The sequence below is a fragment of the Methylobacterium sp. CM6246 genome (assembly GCF_054818005.1).
In genome coordinates this window covers 1,435,764-1,456,312 of record NZ_JBTXKY010000001.1, presented here as the reverse complement: position 1 = coordinate 1,456,312, position 20,549 = coordinate 1,435,764, and the positions used below count along the sequence as shown (strand labels likewise).

The 20,549-nt window shown below is 70.6% G+C and carries 18 protein-coding genes; 10 read left to right on the top strand and 8 right to left on the bottom strand.

What is annotated here, in order from left to right; all coding sequences use genetic code 11:
* Window positions 1-114: 114 nt before the first annotated feature.
* The gene (locus tag ACYQPG_RS07305; RefSeq protein ID WP_461230634.1) at window positions 115-3,606 is read right to left on the bottom strand and encodes a DNA translocase FtsK; all 3,492 of its coding nucleotides are present in this window, start codon (window positions 3,604-3,606) and stop codon (window positions 115-117) included.
* Window positions 3,607-3,845: 239 nt separating this feature from the next.
* On the opposite strand from ACYQPG_RS07305, the gene ACYQPG_RS07300 reads away from it, so the two are divergent.
* The 3 genes from ACYQPG_RS07300 (at window position 3,846) to ACYQPG_RS07290 (ending at window position 6,699) form a co-directional block, all read left to right on the top strand.
* Window positions 3,846-5,921, top strand: coding sequence for an NAD(+) synthase (locus ACYQPG_RS07300; protein WP_461230633.1), 2,076 nt, complete (start codon window positions 3,846-3,848; stop codon window positions 5,919-5,921).
* Between the two features lie 116 nt (window positions 5,922-6,037).
* A complete protein-coding gene (locus ACYQPG_RS07295; RefSeq protein WP_147910161.1) occupies window positions 6,038-6,268 on the top strand; it encodes a hypothetical protein in 231 nt (76 codons plus the stop codon).
* 71 nt (window positions 6,269-6,339) lie between these two features.
* Window positions 6,340-6,699, top strand: a complete 360-nt coding sequence (locus ACYQPG_RS07290; RefSeq protein ID WP_147910160.1) for a PilZ domain-containing protein — start codon at window positions 6,340-6,342, stop codon at window positions 6,697-6,699.
* A 66-nt stretch (window positions 6,700-6,765) separates the two neighbouring features.
* Here ACYQPG_RS07290 and ACYQPG_RS07285 read toward each other — a convergent pair whose 3' ends face one another.
* The gene (locus ACYQPG_RS07285; RefSeq protein WP_419829062.1) at window positions 6,766-7,203 is read right to left on the bottom strand and encodes an HIT family protein; all 438 of its coding nucleotides are present in this window, start codon (window positions 7,201-7,203) and stop codon (window positions 6,766-6,768) included.
* A 139-nt stretch (window positions 7,204-7,342) separates the two neighbouring features.
* Between ACYQPG_RS07285 and ACYQPG_RS07280 the strand changes: the two genes are divergently transcribed.
* The 3 genes from ACYQPG_RS07280 to ACYQPG_RS07270 all read left to right on the top strand — a co-directional run bounded on the left by ACYQPG_RS07280 (window position 7,343) and on the right by ACYQPG_RS07270 (window position 9,646).
* Entirely contained in the window at window positions 7,343-8,302 is a 960-nt protein-coding gene (locus ACYQPG_RS07280; RefSeq protein ID WP_147910158.1) for a cation diffusion facilitator family transporter, read from the top strand.
* 180 nt (window positions 8,303-8,482) lie between these two features.
* Window positions 8,483-8,806, top strand: coding sequence for a DUF6894 family protein (locus ACYQPG_RS07275; protein ID WP_461230632.1), 324 nt, complete (start codon window positions 8,483-8,485; stop codon window positions 8,804-8,806).
* 96 nt (window positions 8,807-8,902) lie between these two features.
* Window positions 8,903-9,646, top strand: a complete 744-nt coding sequence (locus ACYQPG_RS07270; protein WP_419829060.1) for a Crp/Fnr family transcriptional regulator — start codon at window positions 8,903-8,905, stop codon at window positions 9,644-9,646.
* 182 nt (window positions 9,647-9,828) lie between these two features.
* Here the strand turns inward: ACYQPG_RS07270 and ACYQPG_RS07265 are convergent, their stop codons facing one another.
* The 4 genes from ACYQPG_RS07265 to ACYQPG_RS07250 form a co-directional block, all read right to left on the bottom strand.
* Window positions 9,829-10,683 (bottom strand): SDR family oxidoreductase, encoded by an 855-nt coding sequence (locus ACYQPG_RS07265; protein WP_461232432.1) that lies wholly within the window; start codon window positions 10,681-10,683, stop codon window positions 9,829-9,831.
* Between the two features lie 17 nt (window positions 10,684-10,700).
* Window positions 10,701-10,880 (bottom strand): DUF1328 domain-containing protein, encoded by a 180-nt coding sequence (locus ACYQPG_RS07260; RefSeq protein WP_007566531.1) that lies wholly within the window; start codon window positions 10,878-10,880, stop codon window positions 10,701-10,703.
* Window positions 10,881-11,003: 123 nt separating this feature from the next.
* Entirely contained in the window at window positions 11,004-12,377 is a 1,374-nt protein-coding gene (locus tag ACYQPG_RS07255; RefSeq protein WP_461232431.1) for a chloride channel protein, read from the bottom strand.
* 201 nt (window positions 12,378-12,578) lie between these two features.
* Entirely contained in the window at window positions 12,579-13,967 is a 1,389-nt protein-coding gene (locus ACYQPG_RS07250) for a deoxyribodipyrimidine photo-lyase (RefSeq protein ID WP_461230630.1), read from the bottom strand.
* Window positions 13,968-14,496: 529 nt separating this feature from the next.
* Here ACYQPG_RS07250 and ACYQPG_RS07245 point away from each other — a divergent pair.
* Entirely contained in the window at window positions 14,497-15,621 is a 1,125-nt protein-coding gene (locus ACYQPG_RS07245; protein ID WP_461230629.1) for an NHL repeat-containing protein, read from the top strand.
* Complete coding sequence (locus ACYQPG_RS07240; RefSeq protein WP_461230628.1) at window positions 15,618-16,601, top strand: NAD(P)H-binding protein; 984 nt, start codon at window positions 15,618-15,620, stop codon at window positions 16,599-16,601. Before ACYQPG_RS07245 ends, ACYQPG_RS07240 begins: the two co-directional genes overlap by 4 nt.
* Before the next feature lie 20 nt (window positions 16,602-16,621).
* Here ACYQPG_RS07240 and ACYQPG_RS07235 read toward each other — a convergent pair whose 3' ends face one another.
* Both ACYQPG_RS07235 and ACYQPG_RS07230 read right to left on the bottom strand, forming a co-directional pair.
* Window positions 16,622-18,034, bottom strand: coding sequence for a phosphatase PAP2 family protein (locus ACYQPG_RS07235; protein WP_461230627.1), 1,413 nt, complete (start codon window positions 18,032-18,034; stop codon window positions 16,622-16,624).
* 160 nt (window positions 18,035-18,194) lie between these two features.
* Complete coding sequence (locus tag ACYQPG_RS07230; protein WP_147910152.1) at window positions 18,195-19,325, bottom strand: TRAP transporter substrate-binding protein; 1,131 nt, start codon at window positions 19,323-19,325, stop codon at window positions 18,195-18,197.
* A gap of 170 nt (window positions 19,326-19,495) precedes the next feature.
* On the opposite strand from ACYQPG_RS07230, the gene ACYQPG_RS07225 reads away from it, so the two are divergent.
* Both ACYQPG_RS07225 and ACYQPG_RS07220 read left to right on the top strand, forming a co-directional pair.
* Window positions 19,496-20,077 (top strand): protein-tyrosine-phosphatase, encoded by a 582-nt coding sequence (locus ACYQPG_RS07225; RefSeq protein WP_187278941.1) that lies wholly within the window; start codon window positions 19,496-19,498, stop codon window positions 20,075-20,077.
* A gap of 202 nt (window positions 20,078-20,279) precedes the next feature.
* Window positions 20,280-20,489 carry a type II toxin-antitoxin system HicA family toxin gene (locus ACYQPG_RS07220; protein ID WP_419829055.1) on the top strand — a complete coding sequence of 70 codons (210 nt, stop codon included), beginning with the start codon at window positions 20,280-20,282 and terminating at the stop codon, window positions 20,487-20,489.
* Window positions 20,490-20,549: the final 60 nt, after the last annotated feature.

Below are 20,549 nucleotides of genomic sequence, written 5' to 3'. Positions count from 1 at the left end.
CGCTGACGCCGAACCGGCGTCCAATTCGGCGGCGCGCGCTTTAGACCTCCGCCCTGTGGCGAAGATGCGACGCGAGAGGGCCGCGACCGATCGGATCGCGGCCCTGCGGCGGCCTCACTCGTCGTCGTACATCCCGCTCGAGGCGTGGGGCGCCCCGGCGACCAGGATATCGCGCTTGCCGGCATGGTTGGCCGGGCCGACGATGCCCTCGATCTCCATCCGCTCCATGATCGAGGCGGCGCGGTTGTAGCCGATCTGCAGCCGGCGCTGGATGTAGCTGGTCGAGGCCTTCTGGTCCCGCAGCACCACCTCGATCGCCTGCTTGTACAGGTCGTCCGACTCGCCGCCGGTCGCCGCCGCGAAGGCGCCGATGTCGAAGACCGGAGCCTCCTCGTCGGAATCCTCGGAGCGCTCGACCTTCTCGGCTTTGGCGCCGCGACCGGACTTGCCCTCCTTGGCCGGCTCCTCCGGCGAGTCGTCGGTGGTGACGGCGTCGAGGTAGCTCGGGCGGCCCTGGCGCTTGAGGTGGGCGACCACGCTCTCGACCTCGCTGTCCGAGCAGAACGGCCCGTGCACCCGGGTCGTGCGCCCGCCGCCGGCCATGAACAGCATGTCGCCCTGGCCGAGCAGCTGCTCGGCGCCCATCTCGCCCAGGATCGTGCGGCTGTCGATCTTGCTGGTGACCTGGAAGGAGATCCGGGTCGGGAAGTTCGCCTTGATCGTGCCGGTGATCACGTCCACCGACGGGCGCTGCGTCGCCATGATCAGGTGGATGCCGGCCGCGCGCGCCATCTGGGCCAGCCGCTGGATCGCCCCCTCGATGTCCTTGCCCGCCACCATCATCAGATCGGCCATCTCGTCGACCACGATCACGATGTAGGGGAGCGCCGACAGGTCCATCGCCTCCTGCTCGAACACCGCCTCGCCGGTCTCGCGGTTGAACCCGGTCTGGACCGTGCGGGTGATGACCTCGCCGCGCTCGCGGGCCTCCTTCATCCGGGCGTTGTAGCCGTCGATGTTGCGGACCGCGATCTTGGACATCTTCTTGTAGCGCTCCTCCATCTCGCGCACGGCCCATTTGAGGGCGATCACCGCCTTCTTGGGGTCGGTCACGACCGGGGAGAGCAGGTGCGGGATGCCGTCGTAGACCGACAGCTCCAGCATCTTGGGATCGACCATGATCAGCCGGCACTCCTCCGGCTTCAGCCGGTAGAGCAGCGACAGGATCATGGTGTTGATCGCCACCGACTTGCCCGAGCCGGTGGTGCCGGCAACGAGCAGGTGCGGCATCCGGGCGAGGTCGGCGATGATCGGCTCGCCGCCGATGTTCTTGCCGAGGCAGAGGGCGAGCTTGTGCTTGCTCTCATAGAAATCCGGCACCGAGAGCAGCTCCCGGAGATAGACCGTCTCGCGGGTCTCGTTCGGCAGTTCGATACCGATCACGTTGCGGCCGGGGACCACCGCCACCCGGGCCGAGACCGCCGACATCGAGCGGGCGATGTCGTCCGACAGGCCGATGACGCGGCTGGACTTGGTGCCGGGTGCGGGCTCCAGCTCGTAGAGCGTGACGACCGGGCCGGGGCGCACCGCCAGGATGTCGCCGCGCACACCGAAATCCTGCACCGTCTGCTGGAGGTTGAGCGCGTTCTGCTCCAGCACGTCGGCGTCGACTTCCTCGGCGCCGCTCTCGTCCGGCAGGGCGAGCAGGCCGAGCGAGGGCAGCTCGTAATCGGCGTTCTCGACGCTGGCGATCTCCAGGTGACGGCCGGCCGGGATCAGGTGCGCCCGGGGCGCGACCAGCGGCAGGGCGGGGGCGGCGGGCACTGCGGCCAGCTGGGCGGCCGGCGCCTCGACCGGCTCCGGGGCAGCTTCGGCAGAGACGGGCTCGGCGTGAACCGGCTCGGGCTCGGCGGCAACGGGCTCGGCGGCTGGCTCGGGCTGCGGCGCCATCTTGCCGCGCAGCAGCACGGTGCGCGGGGTCATCGGGATCACCACCCGGTCGGCGTCCGAGGGAACCCGGACCGGATCGGCGGACGCAGGCGTCATCGTGTCCGAGACCGGCCGGTGCTCGGGCAGATGCTCGGGCAGATCCTCGGGCTTGGCCACAGGGGCAGCCACGACCGGTTGGCCGGCGGCGCGGATCGCCGCCCGGGCCGCCATGGCGCAGAGCGCGGGGGCGCGGCGGGGCGCCTCGGTGGCGGCGCTGCCGGGACCGAACACCAGCGCGAGGGCGGGCTTGGCCGGCAGGAACGCGTCCCGGATCGCCGCCGTCTCCGCATTCTGCGGGTCGGCCGGCCGATCGTGATCCCGAACGGTGTCCTGCGTGCCCTCGCGCCCGTTGTCCTGGCCGTCCGCCGGACGCGGGGGCTGATCGAACCGCACCAGCCGGTCGAGAACGTAGACCGGGCGCGGCGGCTGCGGGTGCGCGGCCTCGTACAGCGGCTCGGCCACCGGCAGGTCGGGCACCGCGTTGACCGCCGCGATCACCGGAACGGCCGCGACCGCCGCCTCCAGGCCGGCCGCCATGGGCTGGGTCGCCAGCGCGGCCCAGGCCTCCACGGACGACCCGTCGCCGGCATTCCAATCGCTGCCGTCGAACCAGGGCTGGACCTCGGACCAGTCCGGCAGGTCGGACCAGTCGCGCGCCGGCGCCTCGGCGGCAACCTCGGGCATGGCCGGCTCCGGCACAAGAGCCTGGACCGGGACTGGGCCCTGGACCGGCATGGGTTCCAGGACGGGGGCGATCGCCGCCGTCGAGGTGGACAGCTCGACGCTCGGCCGAACCGGGCGCCGGTCGGGGGTACGGAAATAGCGGACGCCCGGGGGCGCCACGAAGGGCTGGCGCCACAGCGGCACCACACCGCCATCCTCGGCGAACTCGGTCGGCACGATCTCGGGCATGGCGGAAAGGGTCGCGACCCGCGCCTGCTCGGCCTGCTCCCGCTCGGCCTGCTCCCGCTCGGCCAGATCCCGGGCCTCCTGCTCGCGGGCTTTGCGCTCGGTCTCGACGGCCTGCGCGGCCGCATGGGCCTCGGCGCGGGCACGCTCCAGGGCGACCCGCTCGGCCTCCAGGGCCCGCTGGCGACGCTCCTGCAGCACCGAATCGGGCGTCCGGGTCCAGCGCGCCGCCGGGGCGGCGGCGGCCTGGACCGGAGACGCGGGGTGCGAATCCTCCGGGGCGATCGAGGCGGGCCGGCGCGGCTGGCGCACCAGCACGCCCGGGGTCGAGGCGCTGCGGTCGATCCGGCTCTCGAAGCGCGGCTCGTCGAGCGCGTCGAGGCTCGCCCGGTCGTCGAAGACCTGGTCCGGCCAGACGTGCTCGGGGGGCGCCGAGGCGCCGGCGCGCGGGCCGCGCTCGAAGCCGTCCCGTCCGACCATGGCGGCCGGGGCGGTCAGCCAGCTCGGCTCCGCGCGGCGGCCGGGGATACCGTAGGCCGGGCGGGCGGGCAGCCCGGCCGGAGTGCCGGACAGGCGGCGGGCGAGGCTCGCCCGCAAAGCCATCAGCCGGTGCGCCAGGGCGCCGAGCGACAGGCCCGAACGGTCGCCGCCGCGGACGGGGCGGGCAGGGTCACGGTGAGAGTACGGAGGCCGTCCCGATGCGCGCATGGGTTCTCGAACGATACTCGAAACAGGGATCCGCCGGTGGCCGGCGGGCTGCCCCGAGTTAGGCCAATTGTCGTTAACGGAGGCTTGTCGGCCCCCCTCGGGCCGGACACCACGATGGGATTTTCGGCCTGTGGCGCGGGGCGAGCGAATGCGGCATTGCAGTGGAGGGATGCGCGTCGCCGGGGCGTGGCCGCGCTCCATATGATACCGGCAGCCACCCCTCACCCGGACAGGCGCCCGTGACCCAGCCGACTTCCGCCTCCCCCACCGATCCGACGGCGCGCTTCCGGTCCCTGTACCGCCACGGCTTCGCCCGGGTGGCGGCCTGCACCGGGCGCAGCCATCCCGGCGATCCCCCCCGCAACGCCGACACGGTGCTCGACCTCGCCCGGACCTGCCACGAGGCCGGGGCGGCGCTCGCGGTCTTCACCGAGCTCGGGCTTTCGGCCTACGCGATCGAGGACCTGCTGCTGCAGCAGACCCTGCTCGACGCGGTCGAGGCCGCCGCCGCCCGGGTGGTCGCCGGATCGGCCGCCTTACGCCCGCTGCTGCTGGTCGGCGCGCCCCTGCGCTGGCGCCACCGGATCTACAATTGCGCGCTGGCGATCCAGGGCGGCCGGCTGCTCGGCGTGATCCCGAAGACGTTCCTGCCGAACTACCGGGAGTTCTACGAGAAGCGCCACTTCGCCTCCGGCGCCGGGATCGTAGGGGAGACCATCCGGGTCGCGGGCCACGACGCGCCGTTCGGCACCGACCTGCTGTTCCCGGCCGAGGACCTGCCCGGCCTCGTGGTCGGGGTCGAGATCTGCGAGGACCTGTGGGTGCCGGAATCCCCCGGCATGCGGGCCGCGCTCGCGGGCGCCACGGTGCTGGCCAACCTCTCGGGCAGCCCGATCACCGTGGGCCGGGCCGAGTCGCGGGCGCTGCTGTCCCGCGCGGCCTCGATGCGGGGCGCCTGCGCCTACGTGTACGCCGCCGCCGGCCAGGGCGAATCGACCACCGACCTGTCCTGGGACGGCCAGACCAGCGTGGACGAGCTGGGGGTGCGGCTGGCCGAGGGCCAGCGCTTCCCCACCGGCCCGGTGGCGACGCTCGCCGACATCGACCTCGACCTGATCGCGCAGGACCGTCTCCAGGCCGGCAGCTTCGACGACAACGTGCCGGGCAGCCCCCTCCCCTACCGGCGGATCGGTTTCCGGCTCGATCCGCCGGCCGACGATCTCGGCTTGATCCGGCGGATCGAGCGCTTCCCGTTCGTGCCCGCCGACCCGTCCCGCCTCGCCCAGGATTGCTACGAGGCCTACAATATCCAGGTCGCCGGGCTCGCCCAGCGGCTGGAGGCCACCGGCACCCGCAAGGCGGTGATCGGCGTCTCCGGCGGCCTCGATTCGACCCACGCGCTGATCGTGATCGCCAAGGCGTTCGACCGCCTGGGCTATCCCCGCTCGGACATCCTGGCCTACACGCTGCCGGGCTTCGCCACCTCGAACGCCACCAAGACCAACGCCCACGCGCTGATGAAGGCGCTCGGCTGCACCGCGGCCGAGATCGACATCCGGCCGGCGGCCAAGCAGATGCTCGCCGACATGGGCCACCCGTTCGCCCGGGGCGAGGCGGTCTACGACGTGACCTTCGAGAACGTGCAGGCGGGCTTGCGCACCGATTACCTGTTCCGTCTCGCCAACCAGGCGGGCGGGCTGGTGATCGGCACCGGCGACCTCTCGGAGCTGGCGCTCGGCTGGTGCACCTACGGCGTCGGCGACCAGATGAGCCACTACGCGGTCAACACCGGCGTGCCCAAGACCCTGATCCAGCACCTGATCCGCTGGGTGATCGGCAACGGCGAGGTCGATCCCGGGGCGAGCCACACCCTCCAGGCGATCCTCGACACCGAGATCTCCCCCGAGCTGGTGCCGGTGGACCAGGACGACAGCCCGCAGAGCACCGAGGCCACGATCGGCCCCTACGCGCTCCAGGACTTCAACCTGTTCTACACGCTGCGCTACGGGTTCCGGCCGTCGAAGATCGCCTTCCTGGCGCTGCACGCCTGGGGCGACAAGGCGCGCGGCCACTGGGCGCCGGACTTCCCCGAGACCAAGCGGGTCGCCTACGACCTGCCCGAGATCCGGCGCTGGCTCGGGGTGTTCCTGAAGCGGTTCTTCGGCTTCAGCCAGTTCAAGCGCTCGGCCCTGCCCAACGGCCCGAAGGTGTCGGCGGGGGGCTCGCTGTCGCCCCGGGGCGACTGGCGTGCGCCGTCCGATGGCTCGGCGCGGATCTGGATCGCGGAGCTGGAGCGAAACGTCCCTGAAACTTGACCGTCACAAACTCGACCGATTGTGCCATTATGAGCACGGTCAAGCCGAATCTATCCAGTCTTCGATCTGGTATTGGATGCATTCGGCAGGCGGGGCGGCCAAGCGGAGGGACTCCGATGCGAAGCTACAACCTGTTCCAGCTAAAGGCCGTCGAGGGCCTGTGCTGCGCGGTGCCGGAGGCCAGCACCGTGCCGCCGTTCATCGGTGCCGGCCGCTGGACCTTCGGAGGCAAGCTCGACGGCGCCAGCCGGCCGCCCCTGGATTTCGACGACCGGGCCGCCGACACCGCCGTGCGCTTCAACGGCTTCTACCTGTTCCAGACGGTGGACCGGCGCTTCATCGCGTGATCCTCGGGAATAGGCGCCAAGACCGTATTGCAGCCAGGAATCCTTAAGGGCTGGCCGGCAGACTGGCCCGCATGACGGATCATCGCAAAGAGACGCGCCAGCGGGTCTTCCTCAAGGGGCGCATCGTCTTCAACAACGGCTCGTCGAGCTTCGACTGCCTGGTGCGCGACCTCTCGGCCTCGGGCGCCCGGCTGGTCCTGAGCGACGCCACGACCCTGCCGCAGGTGTTCGACCTCTACATCCCGCAGCGGGACCGGACCTACCGGGCCAGCCTGTGCTGGCGCCGGGAGGACGGAATCGGCGTCGTGTTCGAGGAGCCGGCCCGGGCGGCCCCGTCCGCCCTCGATACCGAGGCCGCCCTGCGGCAGCGGATCAGCGAACTCGAGGCCGAGAACGCCGCCCTGCGCCGGCTCATCGCCAGCGCGGCCTGAACCGGGTTCCCGAAGGGCGCCACCCTGCACCCGCGAGAGGTCACGGACCTGTCGAACCCGGCAATCTCAGCGACCGGCCTGCAACGCCGTCCGGATGCGCGCGGCGTGCTCGGCCAGCACCGCGTTGTCGGCCATCCCGCCCTCGTGGCGCTTCAGCGGAACGCCCTCGAACCGGGGGATGACGTGGACGTGCAGGTGGAACACGGTCTGCCCGCCCGCCGGCTCGTTGAACTGGAACACCGTCAGGCCGTCCGCCTCGAACGCCGCCTTCACGGCCCGGGCCACCGTCTGGACGCTCGCCATCAGGGTCGCCAGGGCGGCCGGGTCGGCATCGAGCAACCCGCGGGACGGCGCCTTGGGGATCACCAGGGTGTGCCCCTCGCCCTGGGGCATCACGTCCATGAAGGCCAGCGTGTCCGCATCCTCGTGGACGCGGTGGCACGGGATCTCGCCCCGCAGGATCTTGGCGAAAATGTTGTCGGGATCGTACTGCGCGTCGGCCATGCGTGCTCCAAGGCGTCCTGATCGATCTCAGCTTGCACGGGGCACCACCACGCGTCCACACGGGAACCGGTGCCGCACGGCAACGCTTGGGGGGCGAGGCTTGGGCGGCGAGGCTTGGGCGGCGGACACGGAGGCCGGGATGGCGCACGAGAGCACGGGAGCGATCTACGCGGCGGCGGGGGCGAACCTCGCCATCGCGGCGGCGAAGTTCGTCGGCGGCGCGCTCACCGGCTCGACCGCGATGCTCGCCGAGGGCGTGCACTCGGTGGTCGACACGGCCAACCAGGTGCTGCTGCTCGTCGGGATGAAGCGGGCCAAGCGGCCGGCCGATGCCCGGCACCCGTTCGGCTACGGGCGCGAGATCTATTTCTACGCCTTCGTGGTCGCGCTGATGATCTTTCTCGGTGGCGGCGTCTTCGCGGTCTACGAGGGTGTCGAGCGGATCCGCCACCCCTCGCCGGACGCGGACGCGCACCTGTTCGGCTACACCCTGCCGGGGATCTGGGTGAACGTCGCGATCCTCGGCTTCGCCATCGTGGCCGAGGGGATCTCGTGGTTCGTGGCGATGCGCCAGTTCTGGGCCGAGAAGGGCAAGCACTCGGCGATGCGGGCGATCCGCCGCAGCAAGGATCCGACCCTGTTCACGATCCTGGCCGAGGACACCGCGGCGCTGATCGGCCTGCTGATCGCCCTGGCGGGCGTCGTCCTGGCCCATTGGCTCGATAGGCCGAGCCTCGACGGCTGGGCCTCGGTGGGGATCGGCCTGGTACTGGTCGGGATGGCGGTGTTTCTGATGATCGAGACCCACGGCCTGCTGATCGGCGAGGCCGCCGACCCCGCCGTAGTGGCGGCGATCTCGGACCTCGTGCGCGCCGAGCCCGGCGTGCTCCACCTCAACGAGGTGCTGACCCAGCATCTCGGGCCGACCGACATCCTGGTGAATGTCAGCATCGACATGGCCGACGACCTCAGCGCCGGGGAGGTCGAGGGCCTCGTCACCCGCCTCGACAAAGCGCTGAAGCAGCGCAACCCGCAGGTCACGCGGGTGTTCATCGAGATCCAGCCCCAGGCCGACCACGCGGTGCGGGCGGCGGCGTGACGCGGGCGTGACCGCCCAACCGACCCGCCTCGCCGTCGGGACCGAGCCCGCGAGTCGACGCGTTCATTGGCGCCGTCCCGGCATCTCCTTCGGTGATGGCGGCTCTAACGTGCGTTGTTGCGGGTAAATTCGCCCACCAGCAAAACGTTTACAGGCCTCGCTACTTCTTCGACATCTATAATGGCGGTTTGGCCCGCGCATTATGGCCGCGATGACGAAGGCACCGCGCTCGAGGACCTCCCGGCCGTCCGCCAGCACGTCTTGCGCCTGCTGCCGGACATCGCGCGCCACGAGGTGCCGGACGACGGCGACCGCCGCGCGTTCTCGGTGGTCGTGACGGACGAGGACGGCAAGCCGATCTACACCGCCACCTTGAACTGGACTGGCCTGTGGCTGCTCCGCCGAAGCGGTCCCCGTTCTCGGGCACTGGCTGGCGCCGACCCGGTATCGGCGTCGGGCGCTCCAAGCCCGTGCGCAAAAATCGCTTTCACGGGGTCGAGTTGATCTATGTGAATTTCTCTCCCGAAGCTTCCGCTCAAGCTCAGACCTCGATGACTGGCAGAGGCGTGCGCTTCCGTCGAGCAGACGTGACGGGGCGAGATGCAGCTTACGACGACCCATCCGCTTGCGACGCTCGTGGCGCGGCTGTCCCGGGACATGCCGATCTCCGATGAGGCGCAGCGCGCCATCATGGCGCTGCCGGTCTCCGTGCAGGCGCTGGAGCCGAACACCGACCTGATCCATCCCGGTGATCGCTCGGCGAGCTGCTGCTTCGTCCTGAGCGGCTGGATGGGGCGCTTCAAGCTGCTGCAGAAAGGGGAGCGTCAGTTCCTGGCGTTCCACATCGCGGGCGACATCCCCGACCTGCAGAGCCTGCATCTGCCCACCGCCGACCTGGGCATCGGCGCCTTCACACAGGTGACCGTCGCCCTGATCCCGCACGGCGCCCTCCACGACCTGATGGTGCACTACCCAGATGTCACGGCGGCGCTCTGGCGCGAGGTGCTGGTGACCGCCTCGATCACCAACGAGTGGATGATCGGGCTCGGCCGCCGGTCCGGTCCCAGGCGCTTGGCGCACCTGTTCTGCGAACTGTACGTCCGGCAGAAGGCGGCGGGCCTGGTCAAGGAGGAAGGACGCTGCCCCCTCCCGATCACCCAGACGGTCATGGCCGACGCGCTGGGCCTCACCCCCGTGCACGTCAACCGAATCCTGAGGGACCTGCGTGCCGAGAAGATGATCCAGCATCGACAGCGCACGCTGACGATCCTGGACTGGGGGCGCTTGAAGGTCTTCGCGGAGTTCGATGCGCACTACCTGCACGTTGAGCCGCAGCTGATGTGAGGGACGCCCGTCGGAACCGCGCATCCCGACGATGCGGCGCCGGGCCATGTGCAGCACCGGAGCGCGAACCCCCGGATCCCCCGCCGCGCGCCGTCCCGCCATTTTGACCTTGGCCACGACCGAGGCGGCCGGCCTGACCCTGCAGAGCGGAGCACGCCCCCGGCCGGCGCCTCGAAGGCTGCTCAGCCGCCCCGCCCGACCTGCGCGAGGCTCAGCGCCCAGACGCGCTCCTGAACGGCTTCGTCGCGGCTCTCGGCCGACGAGGTCTTTGGCCGGGACCGTGAAAAGTAGCGGCCGGTGACGCCGTCGAGTTCGGGGGCGGTCGCCACGTGGAGCGAGGTCTCGGCGCCCTTTTCGGGCCTGGCTAGGAACGGGCGCATCAGCGACCACGCGGTGCCGAACAGGCCGCCGGTGTTCTTGGCGAAGCCGGTGTCGATCACCCCGGGATGCAGGGCGTTGACCGTGATGCCGTCGGCCCGCACCCGCCGGGCCAGCGCGTAGGTGAACAGCACGTTGCCAAGCTTGGCCTGGGAATAGGCCCGCATCGCGCCGTAGCGCCGGGCGCCCTCGATGTCGGCGAAGTCGACATGCCCGCGTTCATGGGCCGCCGAGGCGACGTTGACGATGCGCGGGCCAGCCCCGGCGGACGCCGAGGCCTTCAGGGTGTCGAGGAGTTCCACCGTTAGCAGCACGTAGCCGAGATGGTCGAGCGCCCAGGTGCGCTCGATGCCGTCGACCGTGAGGACGCGCCGGTCGAAGATCGCACCGGCATTGTTCACCAGCACGTCGAGGCGGGGATACGTCGCGCGAAGGGACTCGGCGAGCCGCCGGATCTCCCCCTGGCTGGACAGGTCCGCGACGTGCGGGTCCACGACGGCGCCCGGGACCGCCGAACGGATCCGCTCCGCGCAGGCCCGCGTCTTGTCGGCATCGCGGCCGACGATGGCGACCCGGGCGCCATCGCGCGCGAGCCCCAGGGCCGTCTCGTAGCCGATGCCGTTGGTCGCCCCGGTGACGAGGCAGACCCTGTCCCGCATCGCGTCCGCCATGCGGCTTAGAACACCGCTTGGCCGACCGCGAAGGCGATGACTACGATCACGATGGCGACCAGCAGGAACAGGCCGAACAGGATGCGCGCCAGCGAGCCGGCGCCCGAGGCGATGCCGGTAAAGCCGAGGCCGCCCGCGATCAGCGAGATCACGAAGCAGATGAGGGCCCATTTCAGCAAGGTCATCGCGTCACTCCGGATGCGCCCGAGACACGGGCGAACTACAATCGATCCCTCAACCGGCCGCAAGCGAGACCGTTCCGCGCGCGCGCGATTCCGACAGCCTTTTAGTCTCAGGCTTTTTCAGCCTCACGCAGTCTTGGCCACCGGCTGGGCCGGTACGTCGGCACGCTCCAGCATCATCTCGGCCAGCGTGTGATAGAGCCCGCCCCGGCAGATCGCCTTCGAGGCGGCGTCGGCGATGACGGCCGCGATCATCAGCGGGATCATCATCGTGTGGTTCTGGGTCATCTCGGTGACGATGACGAAGCTGGTGATCGGCGCCTGAAGCACGCCGGTCAGGTAGGCGACCATCCCGATCAGCACGAGGGCGCCCACCGGCATGTCCGGCAGAAGGCCGTGCACCGTTCCGCCGATCCCGGCCCCGACCGCAAGCGAGGGCGCGAACAGGCCGCCCGGGATGCCGCTGATCGAGCTGAGCACCGTGGCGGCGAATTTCAGCGGCGCGTAGGTCCAGGACGTGGCCGCATCGCCGTGCAGGAACGCCCGGGCCTCCTCGTAGCCGGTGCCGTACGCCGTGCCGTTCGAGGCCAGCCCGCACAGGGCGACGCACAGGCCGCAGAGCGCCGCGAAGACCACCGGCCGCGCCCCGATCAGGCGCCCGGCCGCCCCCGGCAGGCCGCGGGCGAACAGGATGATCAACCGGCTGAACACCCCGCCCGCGAAGCCGCCCAACGCGGCCAGCAGCGGCACGATCCAGCTGGCCGCCAGGGGCAGATCCGCCTGGCTGGTGCCGAAATACGTGTAGTTGCCGAGCAGCCAGAGGGAGGTGAGGCCCGCGGCCACGATCCCGGCGACGATCAGGCCGGACGAGCGGGCCTCGTAGGCCCGGCCCAGCTCCTCGATGCCGAACACGATGCCGGCGAGCGGCGTGTTGAACGCCGCCGCGACCCCGGCCGCGCCGCCCGCGAGCAACAGCCCCGGCAGGCGGTCCGGCGTCAGGCGGCCGAAGGCGGCCATGATCGCGGCGCCGACCTGCACGGTCGGCCCCTCGCGGCCCGCGGAGGCGCCGCAGAGGAGGCCCAGGAACAGGACCAGCACCTTTCCGCACGCCACCCGGGGGGAGATCAGCGAGAACCGGAAGCGCGCGTCCCGGGCGTGCCGGGCCGCGATCACCTGCGGGATGCCCGAGCCTTGGGAGTTCGGGAACACCGTCCGGGCGAGCAGGGCCGCGAGCGCGAAGCCCGCCGGCGTGAGCACCAGCGCGATCAGCGGCGAGGGCGCGGTGAGCCGCCGGAACCCGTCCTGCGCGAGGTCGGCGCCCTTGGCCATCAGCACCGCGGCCAGGCCGACGCAGATGCCGCCCGCGAGGAACAGCAGCCGCCCCCGCCAGAGCGGATAAGCCTCCCGCGACGCCGAGCGCAGGCGCGTGATCGAGCGGCGGTAGCGGGAGCGTTTCGGGCCCGACGCGGCCGGCTCCCTGGTCGTCGGTGCGTCCCGCATCTCGGTCATGAAAAGGCACTTCGTCCGCGCAGCCGGAGCCTGCGGTATAGCGTGGCTTGCGGGGAATGGGGGATCGCCGAGCAGACACAGTCGATCGGCAGATGTCCAAATCGCCCCCTCATCCCGAGGTGCTGCGTATCAGCCTCGCTCAGACCTCAGGATGAGGCAGAGGATGGGACTGCACCGGAGCGAGCAGGCCCCTCACCCCTCGGCCTCGCACAGCCGCTCGACCGCCTTCACGTAGGCCTTCGCGTCGAACTTCTTCAGCGAGTTCTCGCTCTGGTAGCGGACCGTGCCGAAGATCGGGCGGCGCTGCCAGGGGCGGTCATGGAGGCCGTACACCCAGGCGACGTTGGTGAAGGAGTTCGCGTCGCGCCCGTCCAAGAAATAACGGTTGTTGAGCCGCAGCGTCCGGGCAAAACCCTCCTTCGGCGAGGGCGACCATTCCAGGATCTTCTTGCCCCAGTACATGCGCAGCTGGTTGTGCATGTAACCGGTCTCGCGCATCTCGCGCATCGCGGCGTTCCAATAGAGGTCGTGGGTCTCGCCGGCCGCGAGCTGGTCCTCCGAATAGAGGTTCGGTCGCTCGTCCTCGGCCTGCTCGGAGAGCGTCTTGCGCGCCCAGTCCGGCACCGCCGTGTCGTAGTCGTCGTAGCCCTCCGTGAAGAACACGTGGTTCATCGCGAGCTCGCGCCGGACGATCAGCTCCTCCAGGTAGGCGCCGCGGTCGTCGTCGTCGCCGGCCTTGGCCTCCCGCACCGCCAGGGCGATCTCCACGGGCGAGATCTGGCCGAAATGCAGGAACGGGCTCATGTGCGAGGCGGCCGCCGCCTCCGGCATGTTGCGCCCGGCGCCGTAGCCTTCGAACCCGTCCTTCAGGAACGCCTTGAGCCGCTTGCGCGCCTCGGTCTCGCCGCCGACGAAGCGCTTCACCGGGCCGACCTCCCGGTCGAGGCTCATGCCGGCGAGCACCGCCTCCGGATCCGAGACGTCGATCTCACCGTCGGGCGTCGCGCCTTTGGCCGCATGCTTGGGCTTGCGCGGCTTCAGGTCGGCGATGAACGGGTCCCAGAGCCGGTTCAGCTTCGGCCGGAGCGTGCGGGCGGCGAATTCGTGCTTGTTCGACGCCGTCTCGACGGGGACGACCACGTCGCCTTCGACCTGGACGATCCGGGTCTTCACCGCTTTCGCGATCTCCCGGTACCAGCCCTTCTGGATCGCAAGGTAACCCCGGTCCAGCACCAGCAGCGCGGCCTCGGCGGCCAGGTCGATGGCGATCCTGGCGGGCGAGCACTTGCGCATCACGAACCCGATGCCGCGCTTCTCCAGCCCGGCCTTCGCATCCGCGAGACCCTGGAGCAGGAAGGCGTAGTGCCGGGCGTTGGCCTCCGGGAAACCGCTGGCGCCGTCGAGCAGGCCGAAGCAGGCGACCACCGGCAGGCCCAGGCGGTTCGCCTCCTCGATGGCGAGTTCCAGGGCCGGGTTGAACTGGGCGCGGTTGGCCTGCTGGAGGAGATACAGGACATAACGCCCGTCCTTGGCCGGCTCCACGTCGTTGAGAACCCGGATCCGCTCGTCCTGGATCGCCATACCCGCTCGCAGTCCTTCTTTGTCCGTCCCAACGGAGACTTGGCCGGACAGCTAGCGCGGGTAACGAATTCGTCCCTTCACGCGGCCGTCATGAATTGCCGCAGTGGAACGGGATCGCGGGGCCGCGGTTCCGCGCGGCGAAATCCGTGTTTCTCAACGGTTTACGGTGCGCTTTGCCGTCCGGCACCGCGGGAAGTCTGTCCCGCCGGGCCCCGATGCGAATGCGACATTTTCGACACAGCCGGATCGCGATGCGTGTGCGGCCGCACGAAAGGCCAGCCTTTCCGCCCCGACGGGCTTGTAATTTTTCGCGGCGCGAGCAGATTGTGCAGCGCGGGATGGCGATGGCGTCGCGATCCCGCTGCCCTTCTTGGGCGTTTCCTCCCTAGACTTCGGGCCGCTCCTTCGGGAGTGGCCTTTTTTCTGTTCGGTCCCCGGTGTCACCGAACCGGGGCGGGAGCGCTGGCCCCCGGCCGCGCGGGACGCCATGCTGCCTGCGAGCGCCGGGACAGGCGCCGGAGGACACGCCATGAGGATGCTTTCCACCGCGCTGCCGGCTTTGGCCTGCCTGCTCGCCCTCGCAGGGGCCGGGGCGGCCGCGGCGGCCGAGGCGCCGCAGTTCCAGGTCGACCCGTCCTGGCCGAAGCCGCTGCCGAACGACTGGATCCTGGGCCAGGCCGCGGGCGTCGCGGTCGACGCGCAGGACCATGTCTGGGTGGTCCAGCGGCCCCGCACCCTCACCGACGACGAGAAGGCCGCAAGCCTCGATCCGCCGCGCAGCAAGTGCTGCAAGCCGGCCCCGCCGGTGCTGGAATTTTCGCAGGACGGAACCCTGCTGCGCAGCTGGGGCGGCCCCGGCGAGGGCTACGACTGGCCGACCAACGAGCACGGCATCCAGATCGACGGCCAGGGCTTCGTCTGGATCGCCGGCAACGGCGACCAGGACGGCCAGCTCCTCAAGTTCACGGCCGACGGCAAGTTCGTCCTGCAGATCGGCAAGTCCGGGCCGCAGACTGACAGCCAGGACACCAGCCGCCTGGGCAAGCCCGCCAACGTCGATTTCGACATGGCAGCCAACGAGGTCTACGTGGCGGACGGCTACTACAACCACCGCATCATCGTGTTCGACCGGGAGACCGGGGCGTTCAAGCGGATGTGGGGCGCCTACGGCAAGCCGCCCACCGACGACAAGCTCGGCCCCTATGACCCGGCCGCCGCCCCGCGCCAGCAATTCGCCAACCCGGTCCATTGCGTGCGCATCGCCCGGGACGGGCTGGTCTACGTCTGCGACCGCACCAACAACCGCATCCAGGTGTTCCGGAAGGACGGCAGCTTCGTGAAGGAGTTCGTCGTCGAGAAGAACACCCGGGCCAACGGCTCAGTCTGGGAGCTGGCCCTGTGGCCTGACGCCGACGAGACCTTTTTGCTCAACGCCGACGGCGCCAACAACGAGGTCCGCACCCTCGACCGCGCCACCGGCGCGACGGTGGGCGCCTTCGGCCGGAACGGCCGCATGGCGGGCCAGTTCCACTGGGTCCACAACCTCGCGGTCGATTCCAAGGGCAACGTGTTCACCACCGAGGTCGACACCGGCAAGCGGGCGCAGAAATTCCTGGCGGTGGGGAATTTCGTGCTGCTCAAGCGGGTGCCGTGACGGCGGATCGGCCGAACGGCCCGGTCCCGCGGCGCGTCCTCGTCCTCGGCGGCACCGGCACGATCGGCCGCGCGACGGTTCGGGCGTTGGTGTCGCGCGGGCACGCGGTCGTCGTCTGCCTGGTCAGGCGGCCCGCCCCGTTGCCCGCGGGCGCCACCGCCCGGGTCGCGGACGTGACCGACCCGGCCGCGCTCGCCCGCGACGGCATCCGGGGCGAGACGTTCGACGTCCTGGTCTCGTGCCTCGCCTCGCGCACCGGATTGCCCGACGATGCCTGGGCGATCGACTATCAGGCGCAGCTGAACGCGCTGGAGGCCGCAAAGGCGGCCGGCATCACGCAGGTCGTCCTGCTCTCGGCGATCTGCGTCCAGAAGCCGGTCCTCGCGTTCCAGCATGCCAAGCTGGCGTTCGAGCAGGCGCTGATCGGGTCGGGCCTCGCATACACGATCGTGCGGCCGACCGCCTTCTTCAAATCGCTCTCGGGGCAGATCGACCGCGTGAGGCGCGGCAAGCCGTTCCTGGTCTTCGGCGACGGCCTGCTGACCGCCTGCAAGCCGATCAGCGACGACGATCTCGGCCAGTACCTCGCCGACTGCATCGACGACGAAGGCCGGCGCAACCGCGTGCTCCCGATTGGGGGGCCGGGCTCGGCGATCACCCCCAGGGCGCAGGGCGAGCACCTGTTCGCGCTGCTCGGGCGCGAGCCACGCTTCCGGCACGTGCCGGTGGCGCTGCTGGACGCGATCATCGCCGTCCTGGCCACGCTCGGGCGCTCGGTCCCGGCGCTCGCCGCCAAGGCCGAGCTCGCCCGCATCGGGCGCTACTACGCCACGGAGTCGATGCTCGTCCTGGATCCGGCCACGGGCCGCTACGATGCGCAGGCCACGCCGTCGACGGGGTCGGAAACCCTGTTCGCCTACTATGGGCGTCTGGTCCGGGGCGAGGCCGTGGCCGAGCGCGGCGACCACGCCGTGTTCTGACGCCCCTCAGTCGCACCCCGTCAGCGCGTAGCGCTCGCCCCCGCCCGGCTCGCCGCCAGCGCCGCCGCCTTGCCGGAAGCCGCGTAGAGGTTGATCCGCGAATAGACCCCGAACTCCGAGCCGTCGTCGAGGAAGCCGCCGCCGGGGCCCTGCGTCTCGGTCAGGATCGCGTTCGCCTCCGCGAGCGTGAGCGTCGGGAAGGCCGCGGTCAGCAGGTGGCCGGCCTCCGGGGCGATCGTGCCGACATCCTCCCGGGCGTTGGCGGTGGCGTCGTGCACGACCGGCAACCCGTAGGTCTGCGTCGCCTCGTAGAAGGCCGCGTTGGCGGCCGGGTCCTTGAACCGGCCGGTATCCTGCGCCGCGCAGGCCGCCACCGTGCCGCCGCAGCCGGCCGCGAGGGCTTCGGTCATCGCGGCGCGCGCCTCCGTCAGGAGCGCCCGGTAATCGGTGACGCCGACGCGCTTGTCCGCGTCGGCCGCGTTCGCGTCGATCACCGCCGGGTTCCTGCGGATCTGGCCGACATAGGCCGGATCGTTGGCGAGCAGATGCGCCACCGCGTGCAGCGAGGTCGTGCGCCCGCCGATCACGTCCATGGCGTAATGCGCGCCGACGATGATCCGGTCGTTGCCGTATTCGGCCGCGCGGGCGACCATCTGCTGGTAGCGCTCCGGCACCAGCAGGGCGAGGATCAGCGACTCGGTGTAACCGTAGGTCGTGTGCCCGCTGGGATAGGACGGGCTGTCGACGAGATCCTGCTTGGGACCGCGCAGCCAGTCGAACGAGTGGGACGCCGCGCCGAAATAATCCGCGGCGCGATAGGCCTGGAGATGCGGCAGGGTCTGGAACGGGCGCGAATTGCCGAACCGGTCGGCCCCCGGGCTGCCCGCCGGCCGGCCGTAGGCCTTGCCGAACACGTCGGTGACGGTGCCGTCCGTGAGCAGCGCGGCGGCCTCGGCCGAGACCGCGTGCGTGCCGTGGATCGTGCCGTTGGCGAAGAAGTACTTGCCGGAATTCGAGTCCGACTTGGTGACGTTGTTGGTGTAGCCGATCAGGTCGGCCACCGGCTGCGCGACGCTGGTGAAGGTCTTGGAGTCGCTGTAGCGCGCCCGGCCCTGATAGGCGGTGGCGAGCGCCGTGCCGAGGCCGTCGGCGAGGCCCGAGGCGTTGCCGTCGGTGATGAAGCAGTCCCGCAGCGCCAGTTGCTGCTGCTCGGGGAACGGCAGCAGGGTCGGCTGCTTGAGGGCACCAGTCTGGATGTCCCCGGTCACCCGCAGGTTGGCGTCGAGCGCCGCCTTGCCGGCCGGGCTCCCCTGAAGCCGGGCCACCGGGGCCAGCCCGCGCAGGGCGGTGAGGTTGGCGGGCGATTGCGCCAGCGCCGGGAGCGGCAGCGCTGCTCCGAGCAGCGCCAGGCCGAGTCTCAAGGTCCCCATCATGCCGTCTCCTCCCCTGGTCGGCGCGCCCGGATAGCAACAGCAAAGGCCGGGTTTCCAAAGGGCTCAGCCCTTTGGCAGGGTTTGGGGCGGAGCCCCGAAGAAGGAAGGGCTGCGCCCTTCGCCCGCAAAAGGTCGACGACCTTTTGAAACCGAGATTTCGCTATCCTCGGGCCCGGGCCCGAATCATGAAGTTATCGTAGGTGTATTCGGCGACCTGGAACCAGAGATATTCTTCGTTCCGGAAGGTCCGCATCGCCTCGTAGACCCGGCGGAAATCGGCGTTCTTGGCGGCGATCTCGGCATAGACGTCGTTGGCGTTCTTGAGCGCGCCCTCCATCACGTCCTGCGGGAACGGCCGCAGCTGCGCGCCGCCGGCGACCAGCCGGCGCAGGGCCTGCGGGTTGCGCGCATCGTACTTGGCCTGGACCTCGGCCCCGACCTCGGCGGCGGCGGAGCGCAGGATCGCCTGATAGGCTTTCGGCAGGGCCTTCCACTTCTCGGCATTGAACCAGAAGTGCAGCATCGCACCGCCCTCCCAGAAGCCGGGATAATGGTAGACCGGGGCGACCTTCTGCAGTCCGAGCCGTTCGTCGTCGTAGGGGCCGATCCACTCGGCGGCGTCGAGCTTCTTGGTCTCGAGGGCCTGGTAGATCTCGGGGCCGGGGATCGCCTGCGGCTGGACGCCGAACTTCGTCAGCACCTGCCCACCCATGCCGCCGATGCGGAACTTGAGGCCCTGGAGGTCGGCCACGCTCTTGATCTCGCGCCGGAACCAGCCGCCCATCTGCGCGCCGGTATTGCCGCCGGGCAGGCAGACCAGGCCGGACTTCGCGAAGACCTCGGCGAACAGCTCCGCCGCGCCCCCCGCCAGCCACCAGGCGGCGGCGCCCCGTGCGTTGAGGCCGAATGGAATCGCGGTGGCGAGCGCGAAGGTCGGGTCCTTGGCCTGGCCGAGGGTCGCCGGTCCGTGGCCCATCTCGACCGTGCCGGCCGACACGGCATCGAGCAGGGTCTCGGCCGGGACCGGCTCGCCGGGGCCGAGCACCTGGATCTGGAACCGCCCGTCGGTGGCCTCGGCGACGATCCGGCTGAGCGCCTCGGGGGCGCCGAACAGGATGTCGAGGCTCTTGGCGTAGGCCGAGGACAGGCGCCAGCGCAGCTCGGGAGCGCCCTGGGCCAGGGCCGGCGCCGCCAGCGGCGCGGCGATCGCCGCGCCGAGGCCGGCGGTCAGGACCGCGCGGCGGGTTCCGGCGGTACGGGAGGGCGCATCATGGGGCTCGTCCAACGGCATCTCGTCTCAGCGTGTCCAATCCGGCCGGCGGAAGGTCGGCGCGCAGGTAGCACGTCCGCGGCCGTTCTCGAAAGCACCCGCGGCATGCGGAGCTGCCGCCGTGGCGCCATGGCGCCTCGAAACCGCACCGCCCCCGTGATAGGCGCCCGACCATGCGAGCCGATCCCGACATGCCACTCCCCGATATGCCCCTCCCCGACGTCACCCTGCACACCGTGTGCGGCCTGGAGGAGCTGGCCGGGCACGGCGCGAGCGGGGTCAGCCACGTCCTGTCGCTGCTCGATCCCGGCACGCCCGAGCCGGAGGCGTTCGCCGCCTACGGCGCCCATGCCCGCACGACCCTGCACTTCCACGATTGCCTCGGCCCCGGCGACGGCCTCGTGCCGCCCGAGCCCGAACATATCGCGGCGATCCTCGGCTTCGGGCGCGACCTCGACGGTGCCGGCCACCTCCTGGTCCATTGCCATTACGGCCTGTCGCGCTCCACCGCGGCGCTGCTGATGCTGTTCGCCCAGGCCGAACCCGACGTTTCCGCCGAGGCCCTGGTCGCCCGCCTGCACGCCCTGCGCGAGCCGGCCTGGCCCAACGCCCGGATGATTGGCTTCGCGGATGAGAGGCTCGGCCGCGAGGGCCGGCTCAGCGAGGCGGTCCGCCAGCTCCACGCGCTGCAGCTGCGGGTGCGGCCGCACCTGGCCGAGCTTCTGCGCGGGCTCGGGCGCGGTGCGGAGGTCGATGCCGCCGAGCGGGGGTAGGAGGCTCCCCACCTCGGATTGATCGCAGGCTGATGCCAATCGCTATCGTCACGTTCAGCCAGAACGGCTCAAACTCGTTGCGCACACATACACACGTCTGTTGCGCTGCGCGGTGCGTTGTGTAATCTTGTGCCTGTCGGAACTATGAGAGTCCCCTCCTGTCGCAGCAAGCGCGGCGGGAGGGGCGGAGAGTGTTCCAGGCATGTCGAAGAAGGTGCGTGACCGCACAACACGCGGGGTGATCGCGGCGCTTCAGAGGGACGGTTGGTTCGTCGCTCGGAAGGGACCCGGCGATCACGTCCAGTTCAAGCATCCGAGAAAGCCTGGAAAAGTCACAGTCGATACCGGCGAGCCGGAAATACCGACTGGAACCCTACGTAGTATCTATCGGCAGGCTGGATGGACTTGGTGACAGATCAGGCCGCGACCTCTCGGGACCTGCGGCCTGATCCCTCGATGGTGATAGCGACCG

What these genes read in the sequence shown, in the direction of transcription:
- ACYQPG_RS07305 (WP_461230634.1), bottom strand. Translation starts at nt 3,606, where the DNA reads ATGCGCGCATCGGGACGGCCTCCGTACTCTCACCGTGACCCTGCCCGC.
- ACYQPG_RS07295 (WP_147910161.1), top strand. Translation starts at nt 6,038, where the DNA reads ATGCGAAGCTACAACCTGTTCCAGCTAAAGGCCGTCGAGGGCCTGTGC.
- ACYQPG_RS07290 (WP_147910160.1), top strand. Translation starts at nt 6,340, where the DNA reads ATGACGGATCATCGCAAAGAGACGCGCCAGCGGGTCTTCCTCAAGGGG.
- ACYQPG_RS07285 (WP_419829062.1), bottom strand. Translation starts at nt 7,203, where the DNA reads ATGGCCGACGCGCAGTACGATCCCGACAACATTTTCGCCAAGATCCTG.
- ACYQPG_RS07280 (WP_147910158.1), top strand. Translation starts at nt 7,343, where the DNA reads ATGGCGCACGAGAGCACGGGAGCGATCTACGCGGCGGCGGGGGCGAAC.
- ACYQPG_RS07275 (WP_461230632.1), top strand. Translation starts at nt 8,483, where the DNA reads ATGGCGGTTTGGCCCGCGCATTATGGCCGCGATGACGAAGGCACCGCG.
- ACYQPG_RS07270 (WP_419829060.1), top strand. Translation starts at nt 8,903, where the DNA reads ATGCAGCTTACGACGACCCATCCGCTTGCGACGCTCGTGGCGCGGCTG.
- ACYQPG_RS07265 (WP_461232432.1), bottom strand. Translation starts at nt 10,683, where the DNA reads ATGCGGGACAGGGTCTGCCTCGTCACCGGGGCGACCAACGGCATCGGC.
- ACYQPG_RS07260 (WP_007566531.1), bottom strand. Translation starts at nt 10,880, where the DNA reads ATGACCTTGCTGAAATGGGCCCTCATCTGCTTCGTGATCTCGCTGATC.
- ACYQPG_RS07255 (WP_461232431.1), bottom strand. Translation starts at nt 12,377, where the DNA reads ATGCGGGACGCACCGACGACCAGGGAGCCGGCCGCGTCGGGCCCGAAA.
- ACYQPG_RS07250 (WP_461230630.1), bottom strand. Translation starts at nt 13,967, where the DNA reads ATGGCGATCCAGGACGAGCGGATCCGGGTTCTCAACGACGTGGAGCCG.
- ACYQPG_RS07245 (WP_461230629.1), top strand. Translation starts at nt 14,497, where the DNA reads ATGAGGATGCTTTCCACCGCGCTGCCGGCTTTGGCCTGCCTGCTCGCC.
- ACYQPG_RS07235 (WP_461230627.1), bottom strand. Translation starts at nt 18,034, where the DNA reads ATGATGGGGACCTTGAGACTCGGCCTGGCGCTGCTCGGAGCAGCGCTG.
- ACYQPG_RS07230 (WP_147910152.1), bottom strand. Translation starts at nt 19,325, where the DNA reads ATGCCGTTGGACGAGCCCCATGATGCGCCCTCCCGTACCGCCGGAACC.
- ACYQPG_RS07225 (WP_187278941.1), top strand. Translation starts at nt 19,496, where the DNA reads ATGCCACTCCCCGATATGCCCCTCCCCGACGTCACCCTGCACACCGTG.
- ACYQPG_RS07220 (WP_419829055.1), top strand. Translation starts at nt 20,280, where the DNA reads ATGTCGAAGAAGGTGCGTGACCGCACAACACGCGGGGTGATCGCGGCG.